Raw genomic sequence first — 9,273 nt, forward strand, 5'->3', positions numbered from 1 at the left:
TGAGCAGCCATCGTAAATCAGGTATAATTTTGCCAGAATATTCACGAACGGTATTTCGAGTAAAGGAGGGATGAAAAGATGCTCCCGATTCAATCGCTCGTCCGGTCTCAGCCGCTCCAACGCTATACGTTTCAGATGCTGCAAGCGTCTTTGCGCGGTTCGACTTTCCCGCAAACGAGTTACTCTACGCAGAGACTGGCAGCCAAAGAGGCCGAATGGAAGCAGACGACTGCCCGCTTTGCCGCAGAGCTGTACCAGGAAGCGGACTCGCTCGGCACGACAGCCGCTCTCCTTCTGCAAAAAAATCAAACCAGCCTGCTGAATCAGCGGAAGGCGATTTCTTCCGATGCTGCGAAAGTATCAGCACAAGCGATGAAGGGTGCTCTCGATACGAGCCATCCCGTTGAAGTTGAGGTCGCCTCGCTTGCCAAAGCGCAGGTCAACCAAAGTCTTGCCCTCGTCGCACAAGAGAAAAGCAATGTGCAAACCGGCATGAACCAGTTCACCTTGACTGTAGGCGGCAAGTCGCATCTGATTTCGGTGATCGCATCCGCCAGCGATTCAAATGCGCAAAGCTTGAACCGCATCGCAAAAGCGATCAATACAGAGCGCGCCGGTGTCAAGGCGAGTGTGCGGACCGATAGCCGAACGGGTACTGCGCAGCTCATTTTGACGACAAACAAGCCAGGGACCGATCGATCGTTTTCGCTTGCGGACGTGATCGGCAATGCGATCGCTGCAACCGATTTGAACCATACGACAGCCGCTGCCGAAGATGCGCGCTATAAGCTCGACGGTGAATCATTCACAGCCGGAAGCAACACCGTCGCAATCGATGGCGGCAAAATCGAGCTGACTTTTTCGCAGACGACGGAGTCTCCCGTATCGGTGTCCATCAGCTCTGACCGCGACGCCATCGTGAAGCAAACCAGGGAGCTGTTGGATGCGTACAACCGATTCCACGACAAATTGGAATCCCGTGCTGCCGCTTTTCCCTTCGATCTGACACAAACATGGGACCGGCTGACCCGGTCCATCCAGCCGCAGCTCTCCCAAATCGGTATTATCCGCAATCAGGACGGGACATTTGCCCTGAATGAAGACGCGCTTCTTACAGCGATGAAAGATCGCTACCAAACGGTGGAACAGATGGTCGGCCAAGAAAACGGGCTTGCCGCCATCATCAAAAAGCAAGCGGACCGGCTGCGCGAAACGCCGTTGGTAGCGCTCACCCAGCCCTCCACGTTTGCCGATACCACAAATCCATACACGGCTTACTCGTTCTCCGCCCTCTTCTTGCAGCAAGCGGCGAACACCGGACTTTTTTACAATCAGGCGTTTTAAGTAAAAAGCCGCGGTTGTACTTATACAAAAAAGGTATGCTCCAAATAGCGGGCATACCTTTTCGCTTAGCTGCGATCGATCAGTTCATCCAAATCGTGTTCATTTACCTCTGTAACAATGCGGTGTGTTGTCACATTGGTGGTCGTCGTCACATCCGGATTCTTTTTCGCGAACATGCCTTGGATGCGATCGACAATGGTCGGAACCGAATCGAGGATGCGGTCATACAAATGGGTTTGGCTTTCCAACGGAATGGAACGAATCCCTTGTTTCCCTACGACGAGAAACGCTACAGGCGTAATCGAAACGCCCCCCCCGCTCCCTCCGCCAAACGGATAGCTCGTATCGCCATGCCCATGATCGCCTGGCCCGTGGTGACGATGGTATTCGAATTCGCTCCCTCCTGCGGCAAAACCGAATCCTACTTTGGAAATCGGCAAAATGACGCTGCCATCCGGCGTTTCCACCGGGTCGCCGATGATGGTATTCACATCAATCATCTGCTTCAAGTTTTCCATTGCTGTTTTCATCATGCCTTGAATCGGATGGTCGTTCATGTTTTTCTTCCTCCCTTTCGCACTCGAATGTCAGTCACCAGCTATGTCTGTTAGTATCGTTATCTTCCCCGCAAACGCGCTGTCGTATGTACCCAACTTTAGCAGCCCCTCATGTCCGGAAGGGAATCGGGAACAAAATTTTCCAGTCCCGCTTTTTGCTCAATTTGACAAGGAGCTTTACACCCGCAGCAAATACATGGTACAGCCGAAAATGCAAAATGCAGCGAAACTGGGTCTGCACCAGCTGATCGTTCCATACAGGCTGTACGCTCAGCTTCGGTACGCTGCGCAAGAGAACATACTGCGAGAAAACGGTAATGATGCTGCTTTTGATCCCCCAGGCAAGCCCTGTCAACGCACCTGTCGCCCCCGCTTCTCCCAGCCCGATCCGGGTATGCCATTCGAACTTGTCACAGCGTATCCGCTTGAGAAAATGCCTGAAAATCGGTTGGAAATCACGAATGTCATGCAGCAAAATCTGGTAGTTTTCGTACCAACGCTTTACTTTTGGAGGCGTGAGCTTCTTTTTATCCTCATGGAATGATTGTTCTCCCGCCTTTTCTACATGGGCGGAAAGCTCCACCCCCTCATCTCCGTTACCCATTTTCAACAGAGGTATCTCGTATTTGTAATAAAACAGCTTGCGCCACGCTGTGATCTCCATGACGAGATGATCATTTTCGCCGATGCGGCCATATGTCAAAAAGATGCGCAGCGTGGTCAAGCAGAGCAGAACCACGACCAGCACGAACACGCCAACAATCACCAAAGCTAACAAAAAAATCCCTCCTCGACTGTAGTATGAGTCGAATGAAGGAATTTTATCTTCATCAAGAATATAGACCTTGGGGAAGCCCCAGTTACGAATTGATATTCGTTTCGTGGTAACAGCAAGAGACCTCCCAAAGGGAGGCCTCTCATCCAAGTATGCGGTTAGCGGGACAGTTGGGATTCAGCAAAGCTTACCAAACGTTTGGTAATTTCACCACCAACCGAACCGTTTTGACGGGAAGTCGTATCCGCGCCAAGTTGAACGCCAAACTCGGAAGCGATCTCGTACTTCAATTGATCCAGAGCTTGGTTCGCTTGAGGTACAAGCAGGTTGTTGCTGTTACCGCTGTTGTTGTTAGCCATTGTCTTTTCACCTCCTCGCTGTTTGTAGGTTTAATATGTGTGAAGGCCTGTTTATTCATGCACAGTGAATTATGGAGAAATGTTTCCAGCTTGGCTATAAAATGTCTCGCCTTTACGACCCTCCATCGTGGTCAGCCATTTCGCGATCTGCGATGCGGAATCTTGCAAATCGTACCGTTCCATCCGCTCCATCATGAGGCGATGATCCGGGTCATTGCGCTGCAGTCGCATGACAATGCGTGCGGCCTCCTCTTCTGTGTCCGCCTGCAGGGCGAGCCCCTGTTCGATGAGAAAGCGGCGGTTTTGCTTCTCTTGGCCCGGGAGCGGCTGATACAAAATCAAAGGGGTTTGCATCGCCAGCGCTTCTGAGCACGTCAAGCCACCCGCCTTGGTGATCACGGCGTCAGCAGCGCCCAACCACCTCCACATTTCCTGCACATAGCCGAACACATGCAGCTGATGGAGAGCATGCTGTGTGCGGGCGAATCGTTGCGTTAGCAGCCGCAGCAGCGGTTCGTTTTTTCCCGTCACCGCGACGATGGTAAGCGGATCTTGTATCCGCCACAAACGCTCCACCAGTCTCACCATATCGCCATACCCGTCCGCCCCGCCGCAGATGAGGACCATGAATTGGTCAGGGGCGATTCCGACCTGCTTTTTCCACTCTTTTTTGTTACGCTGCCGGTTTCCCTGGAACGATGGGCGCAACGGAATTCCATACGCCTTCACCCGATCAGGCTCAATCACACCCTGCCTGTTCATTTGCTCGGCCAGTTTGGGATGGGCAACATTATAAAAATCAATGCCATGCTGGAGCCAATACGGATGAACGTGAAAATCGGTCAAAATGCCGATGAGCCAAAAAGGCTTGCTCGCCCTTTTCTTGGCTTCTGCCAAAGCGCTGAGACAATAAGCATGCGTGCTGATCACGGCGTCCGGCTTTTGCTGTTCGATCACCCGCTCCAAAAGCCGCTTGCCCAATACTTTGGCAAGCGGCTTTTGCAAAGCTTTGCTTATGGCCGACACATTCCGATTGTACAGATGATCCCACATCGCGGGAAAATGCGCCAAGCTGGCGTAATAGCTGGAGCGCGACAGCTCCCGCAGCATGGGGCTGGCGATGCCAAGCCCCCCGATCAGACGAACCTCGCACGACTCGGCAAGCAACGCTTCCTGCAGGGCGATCGCCGCCATGTAGTGACCGCTCCCGGCCCATTCTTCTGTTACAATCAGGACATTTTTGCCCATCCACAGATCAACTCCTCGTTAGGAAGACGGCAAGTATCGGCGCAGGAGTTCTTCTTTTGACATGTAAACCCGGCTGAGCGTTGTGCGCTGGTTGTAATTTTTCATCCGATTCCAGCCGTCCCGGTGTATCAAGAGCAGTAAAAATTTTAAGTACCAGTGCTTGTAACGGTAAAACCAGTTTGCCGGCACATCCGCAATCGAGAAGCCCAGTTGCTGAACACCTTTGTTGAGCGTCGTCGTGCCGACGATCCCCTTGATCTCGTTTGCCTGCGGCAGCGCTGCGAGATACTCGGCAAGCTGTGGCATGGAATTGGCGACCAGCCGGCGAAGCAACAGCACCAGCTTCAAGTCGTCCTCGATTCCTTTGCACTCACAGGCAAAGCGATAATTATGGATGTGCAAGCGTAGGATCAAGTCGCCCGCGCGAATTTGCCGATTATCTGAGGTCGTCAGTGTCTCCCCGCGATAGCGCAGCAGAACGATGCGAAAAATGTTTCGTCCCTTTTCGATATATCGCAGCCGGGTGCAGCGCTGATACACGGCATCCCAGATTCCCCAAATCACCAATGAACCCGACATTACAATCTGCCCTTTCCGTTCATTTCAGCCAGTGCTGCCAGCTTGTTTTAGTATTTCCCAAAATTGTCTCCAGGCTCACCCCGATTTTGTTTTTTTCATCCTGCCGATGATAAAGACAAGCCCTGCCACCAATGCGGGCAGTGCAGCTTGATTGAAAATATACGGATTGGTCAGCCGCCAGACATACGGGTCTTCCAGGCACATTTCCACTGCCGTATAAGCCAAAATGGCTGCCCCGATGGCCACCAATATCGGAAAACGCCCCATCATTCGGGCAACGACTGCGCTTCCCCACATCAACAGCGGAATGCTGATCCCCAATCCGAGGAGCACCAGGGTAAAATCACCATCCGCAGCTCCCCCTACCGCCAGCACATTGTCCAGACTCATGATAAAATCGGCCAAAATGATGGTCTTCACGGCTTGCCCCACCGTGCCACCTTGCAAGACCTCCGTGGTCTCCGCTTCCGTTTCGAATAGCAATTTCAGCGCAATCCAAAGCAGCAGTGCCCCTGCCACCGCTTTTACCAGCGGGATGTCGAGCATCCACGTCATCATGCCGGTAAAAAGGACGCGCAGCAAAATTGCTCCCAACGTCCCAAGCCATATGGCCCGCTTCCGATCCTCCTTTTTTAATCCTCGGCATGCCATGCCAATCACCACAGCATTGTCGCCTGACAACACGAGATCAATCAAGAGAATTTGCAAGAACCCTGTCCAGAATTGCCCGTCCATCGGAAACCCCCATGCTTACATCTTCCTTTTTACTCTATGCGGTGAGAAGGGGGTACATGTCCATTGCCGACTTTTCATCAGCTCCAAGACGGAATGGTCAGGAAGACGCAGGAAGAAAGTTTCTTGCAAATATTCCCAAAATCTATTAGCCTTAATCTGGGGTGATTTATTAATGCTAGTATCCATGTCGCTTCCACTTGAAGAGCTTGCACACAGGATTGGGTTTCTTGCCACGACCGTTACAAAGAACTGGTTCGCATCCTTGCGTGAACATGACCTTCCCTACGGTGACATTTCGGTAGATGTTGCCAATCATTTTACTCATTTACTAGCGCGTTCCTTACTTGCAGATACGGAAACCGAGTTTCACCAGCATGTCCGGGAGAGCAGTCGGTTGTTCTGGTCCGAGCGTTACCCCCTTTCAACGATCGTGCGCATTTATCAATGTTATCGCTATGCGTTTTGGCACGTTGTCCGCCCATTGCTGCCTGGTGCATGCCTTAGCCAGGAAACGCTCACGACTGTAGAAGCACACTTAACGAAAACCATGGATGACGCGATTGTACATTCGGTTCACTTTTACGAAGAATCAATGAAACAGCATCGGGAGGATCAAGAGGAGTTCATCACGGAATTGCATCATGACAAATTAACGATCTTGGGGAAAATGGCGGCGAATATGGCCCATGAGCTGCGCAATCCGTTATGTGCCATCGAAGGATTTTTGAAGCTGATCAAAGAGTCAGCGGAAGGAAAAGCTGATTTGGAGAGTTACGTTGAGGTCGTCATGCATGAATTTTCTTCACTCAACAGGCAGATCACAGGCTTTTTGAGCTTTTCCAAAAAGCCGTTGCTGACCGATGTGACGGAGTTGGTTTCCGTTGAAGAACTTGTCGATGATGTCGAGTGTTTGCTTATTCCCCGGCTGCTGAATGACAATATCTCCTATGAAACGCAAATTACTCCCTGTGTGGTCGCTGGCAATAAAGAAGAGTTCAAGCAAGTGCTGCTGAATTTGTTAAACAATGCGATCGATGCCGTGCAGGACTCATCTGACAAGCAGATTCGCCTTGTCGTTGCCCCAAAAGCCGACCGGGTGATGTTGGCCGTTGAGAACAACGCCGAAAAGATTCCTGCAGAGGTTCTCGGCAAATTGTTCCAACCGTTCTTTACGACCAAAGCGAACGGAACCGGCATCGGTTTATCGATCTGCAAAAACATTGTAGAAAAGCATAAAGGCACCATCCACTGCGAATCGGCTTTGGAGGTTACCCGTTTCGTCATTTCGCTGCCGAGAGTCGATGAATACCAAAAAAGGTAGAGGAGATCATCCTCTACCTTGTCTTATGTAAGTGGAGCGGGTGATGGGAATCGAACCCACGCGACCAGCTTGGAAGGCTGGAGTTCTACCATTGAACTACACCCGCATGTTGTGGTGCCGAGGACCGGACTTGAACCGGTACGGGAGAAACTCCCGACAGATTTTAAGTCTGTTGCGTCTGCCTATTCCGCCACCCCGGCAAAACGCACGATTCTGCCTTTTAGCAAAACTGGTCGGGAAGACAGGATTCGAACCTGCGACCCCTTGGTCCCAAGCCAAGTACTCTACCAAGCTGAGCTACTTCCCGACAAATAATGGCGTGCCCTGAGAGATTCGAACTCCCGACCTTTTGATTCGTAGTCAAACGCTCTATCCGGCTGAGCTAAGGGCACATATGGAGCGGACGAAGGGTCTCGAACCCTCGACCTTCGCCTTGGCAAGGCGACGCTCTACCAATTGAGCTACGTCCGCATGTTTTAAGATTTTCGCGATTGAAATCCTTTTTCCTGTTTAGCATGAGGAAAAATTTGGTGCGGTCAAGAGGACTTGAACCTCCACGGTGTTGCCACCACTAGAACCTGAATCTAGCGCGTCTGCCAATTCCGCCATGACCGCATATTTTTCAAAAAAACTGGTGAGCCATGAAGGACTCGAACCTTCGACCCTCTGATTAAAAGTCAGATGCTCTACCAACTGAGCTAATGGCTCAAACTGTATGGCACTTGTTCATCAAAGTAATGGTGGGGAGAGACGGATTCGAACCGCCGAACCCAGAGGGAGCAGATTTACAGTCTGCCGCGTTTAGCCACTTCGCTATCTCCCCAACTTTGACAAATGGTGCCGACGATAGGACTTGAACCCACAACCCCCTGATTACAAGTCAGGTGCTCTACCAATTGAGCTACACCGGCATATGATATTGGTTGTAAAAATGGCGGAGCTGACGGGACTCGAACCCGCGACCTCCGGTGTGACAGACCGGCGTGAACTCCAACTTCACCACAGCTCCATATTTGCTCCACCCTGCAGAAACTACGATCTTACTTTGACAAAAAGTATGTTCGGAGCAAAACAAGGAGAAAATTTGGTTGCGGGAGCAGGATTTGAACCTGCGACCTTCGGGTTATGAGCCCGACGAGCTACCGAGCTGCTCCATCCCGCGACGATTAGGGTTTATGCCTGATACATATTATATGTATCTAGGTACATTTTGATGTATCTGGTGGAGGCTGACGGGATCGCTTCCTACTGGCGATACTGCGTCGAATTGCTTCTGCGCGCAGCCAGATCAGTTGTACCCGAGCAATACTCCTCGATTCACTGCAAAGGGTGAACCGCTTGCGGTGAGATCCGCTGCATACACCGATGAGTGAAACGAATGGTGGAAGCTGACGGGATCGAACCGCCGACCCTCTGCTTGTAAGGCAGATGCTCTCCCAGCTGAGCTAAGCCTCCGAAATGGATGGTGACCCGTAGGGGATTCGAACCCCTGTATGACAGCGTGAAAGGCTGCTGTGTTAAACCGCTTCACCAACGGGCCTTACTAGATGGTGCTCCCGACAGGAATCGAACCTGCGACCTCTTCCTTACCATGGAAACGCTCTACCGACTGAGCTACAGGAGCATGGCTCCTCAGGACGGACTCGAACCGCCAGCCTACCGGTTAACAGCCGGTTGCTCCACCATTGAGCTACTGAGGAATATTCAGTTGAAGGTTGTTCCTTCAAAACTGGATACGCAAGTCATTGCTATGGATTGTTGTGGATAAGCCCTCGACCGATTAGTATTCGTCAGCTCCATGCGTTACCGCACTTCCACACCGAACCTATCAACCTCATCGTCTATGAGGGGTCTTACCAGATTGACTCTGTGGGAAATCTCATCTCAAGGGGGGCTTCACGCTTAGATGCTTTCAGCGCTTATCCCGTCCATACATAGCTACCCAGCTGTGCTCCTGGCGGAACAACTGGTGCACCAGCGGTATGTCCACCCCGGTCCTCTCGTACTAAGGGCAGCTCCTTTCAAATTTCCTACGCCCGCGACAGATAGGGACCGAACTGTCTCACGACGTTCTGAACCCAGCTCGCGTACCGCTTTAATGGGCGAACAGCCCAACCCTTGGGACCTACTTCAGCCCCAGGATGCGATGAGCCGACATCGAGGTGCCAAACCTCCCCGTCGATGTGGACTCTTGGGGGAGATAAGCCTGTTATCCCCAGGGTAGCTTTTATCCGTTGAGCGATGGCCCTTCCATGCGGAACCACCGGATCACTAAGCCCGACTTTCGTCCCTGCTCGACTTGTAGGTCTCGCAGTCAAGCTCCCTTGTGCCTTTACACTCTACGAATGATTTCCG

At 51.7% G+C, this 9,273-nt stretch carries 8 protein-coding genes, 15 tRNA genes and 1 rRNA gene (1 of these 24 only partly in view); 2 read left to right on the plus strand and 22 right to left on the minus strand.

Annotated elements, in window-relative coordinates; all coding sequences use genetic code 11:
- Nucleotides 1-78 precede the first annotated feature (78 nt).
- Nucleotides 79-1,344, plus strand: a complete 1,266-nt coding sequence (fliD, locus tag ACTID9_RS19750) for a flagellar filament capping protein FliD (RefSeq protein ID WP_441066616.1) — start codon at nucleotides 79-81, stop codon at nucleotides 1,342-1,344.
- Nucleotides 1,345-1,409: 65 nt separating this feature from the next.
- Here fliD and ytfJ read toward each other — a convergent pair whose 3' ends face one another.
- The 6 genes from ytfJ to ACTID9_RS19780 all read right to left on the minus strand — a co-directional run bounded on the left by ytfJ (nucleotide 1,410) and on the right by ACTID9_RS19780 (nucleotide 5,597).
- The gene (ytfJ, locus tag ACTID9_RS19755) at nucleotides 1,410-1,901 is read right to left on the minus strand and encodes a GerW family sporulation protein (RefSeq protein ID WP_441066617.1); all 492 of its coding nucleotides are present in this window, start codon (nucleotides 1,899-1,901) and stop codon (nucleotides 1,410-1,412) included.
- A gap of 109 nt (nucleotides 1,902-2,010) precedes the next feature.
- A complete protein-coding gene (locus tag ACTID9_RS19760) occupies nucleotides 2,011-2,679 on the minus strand; it encodes a DUF2953 domain-containing protein (protein WP_441066618.1) in 669 nt (222 codons plus the stop codon).
- 155 nt (nucleotides 2,680-2,834) lie between these two features.
- Complete coding sequence (locus ACTID9_RS19765; protein WP_122918436.1) at nucleotides 2,835-3,035, minus strand: alpha/beta-type small acid-soluble spore protein; 201 nt, start codon at nucleotides 3,033-3,035, stop codon at nucleotides 2,835-2,837.
- 69 nt (nucleotides 3,036-3,104) lie between these two features.
- A complete protein-coding gene (locus ACTID9_RS19770; RefSeq protein ID WP_441066619.1) occupies nucleotides 3,105-4,283 on the minus strand; it encodes an MGDG synthase family glycosyltransferase in 1,179 nt (392 codons plus the stop codon).
- An 18-nt stretch (nucleotides 4,284-4,301) separates the two neighbouring features.
- On the minus strand, nucleotides 4,302-4,862 hold the full coding sequence (locus ACTID9_RS19775) for a YkoP family protein (RefSeq protein ID WP_441066620.1): 561 nt from the start codon (nucleotides 4,860-4,862) through the stop codon (nucleotides 4,302-4,304).
- Nucleotides 4,863-4,937: 75 nt separating this feature from the next.
- Nucleotides 4,938-5,597: a TerC family protein gene (locus ACTID9_RS19780; protein WP_441066621.1), complete on the minus strand. Its 660-nt coding sequence runs from the start codon at nucleotides 5,595-5,597 to the stop codon at nucleotides 4,938-4,940.
- A 172-nt stretch (nucleotides 5,598-5,769) separates the two neighbouring features.
- Here ACTID9_RS19780 and ACTID9_RS19785 point away from each other — a divergent pair, with 172 nt between their 5' ends.
- Nucleotides 5,770-6,918 carry a sensor histidine kinase gene (locus ACTID9_RS19785; protein ID WP_441066622.1) on the plus strand — a complete coding sequence of 383 codons (1,149 nt, stop codon included), beginning with the start codon at nucleotides 5,770-5,772 and terminating at the stop codon, nucleotides 6,916-6,918.
- A gap of 32 nt (nucleotides 6,919-6,950) precedes the next feature.
- On the opposite strand, the gene ACTID9_RS19790 is transcribed toward ACTID9_RS19785, so the two are convergent.
- The 16 genes from ACTID9_RS19790 to ACTID9_RS19865 form a co-directional block, all read right to left on the minus strand.
- Nucleotides 6,951-7,024: transfer RNA gene (locus tag ACTID9_RS19790), tRNA-Gly, on the minus strand.
- 6 nt (nucleotides 7,025-7,030) lie between these two features.
- A tRNA-Leu gene (locus ACTID9_RS19795) sits at nucleotides 7,031-7,118 on the minus strand.
- A 30-nt stretch (nucleotides 7,119-7,148) separates the two neighbouring features.
- Nucleotides 7,149-7,225 (minus strand) — tRNA-Pro (locus ACTID9_RS19800).
- An 8-nt stretch (nucleotides 7,226-7,233) separates the two neighbouring features.
- Nucleotides 7,234-7,310 (minus strand) — tRNA-Arg (locus ACTID9_RS19805).
- Between the two features lie 3 nt (nucleotides 7,311-7,313).
- Nucleotides 7,314-7,389 (minus strand) — tRNA-Gly (locus ACTID9_RS19810).
- Between the two features lie 57 nt (nucleotides 7,390-7,446).
- Nucleotides 7,447-7,533, minus strand: a tRNA-Leu gene (locus ACTID9_RS19815).
- Between the two features lie 17 nt (nucleotides 7,534-7,550).
- A tRNA-Lys gene (locus ACTID9_RS19820) sits at nucleotides 7,551-7,626 on the minus strand.
- Nucleotides 7,627-7,656: 30 nt separating this feature from the next.
- Nucleotides 7,657-7,741 (minus strand) — tRNA-Tyr (locus tag ACTID9_RS19825).
- A gap of 12 nt (nucleotides 7,742-7,753) precedes the next feature.
- Nucleotides 7,754-7,829 (minus strand) — tRNA-Thr (locus tag ACTID9_RS19830).
- A gap of 21 nt (nucleotides 7,830-7,850) precedes the next feature.
- Nucleotides 7,851-7,927 (minus strand) — tRNA-Asp (locus tag ACTID9_RS19835).
- A gap of 76 nt (nucleotides 7,928-8,003) precedes the next feature.
- Nucleotides 8,004-8,080, minus strand: a tRNA-Met gene (locus tag ACTID9_RS19840).
- A gap of 217 nt (nucleotides 8,081-8,297) precedes the next feature.
- A tRNA-Val gene (locus tag ACTID9_RS19845) sits at nucleotides 8,298-8,373 on the minus strand.
- A gap of 8 nt (nucleotides 8,374-8,381) precedes the next feature.
- Nucleotides 8,382-8,458: transfer RNA gene (locus ACTID9_RS19850), tRNA-Glu, on the minus strand.
- A gap of 8 nt (nucleotides 8,459-8,466) precedes the next feature.
- Nucleotides 8,467-8,542: transfer RNA gene (locus tag ACTID9_RS19855), tRNA-Thr, on the minus strand.
- Nucleotide 8,543: 1 nt separating this feature from the next.
- Nucleotides 8,544-8,618: transfer RNA gene (locus ACTID9_RS19860), tRNA-Asn, on the minus strand.
- A gap of 60 nt (nucleotides 8,619-8,678) precedes the next feature.
- Nucleotides 8,679-9,273, minus strand: a 23S ribosomal RNA gene (locus ACTID9_RS19865) (it continues 2,334 nt past the right edge of the window).

This window comes from Brevibacillus fluminis, from assembly GCF_052072235.1.
Classification (GTDB): Bacteria; Bacillota; Bacilli; order Brevibacillales; family Brevibacillaceae; genus Brevibacillus_D; species Brevibacillus_D fluminis_A.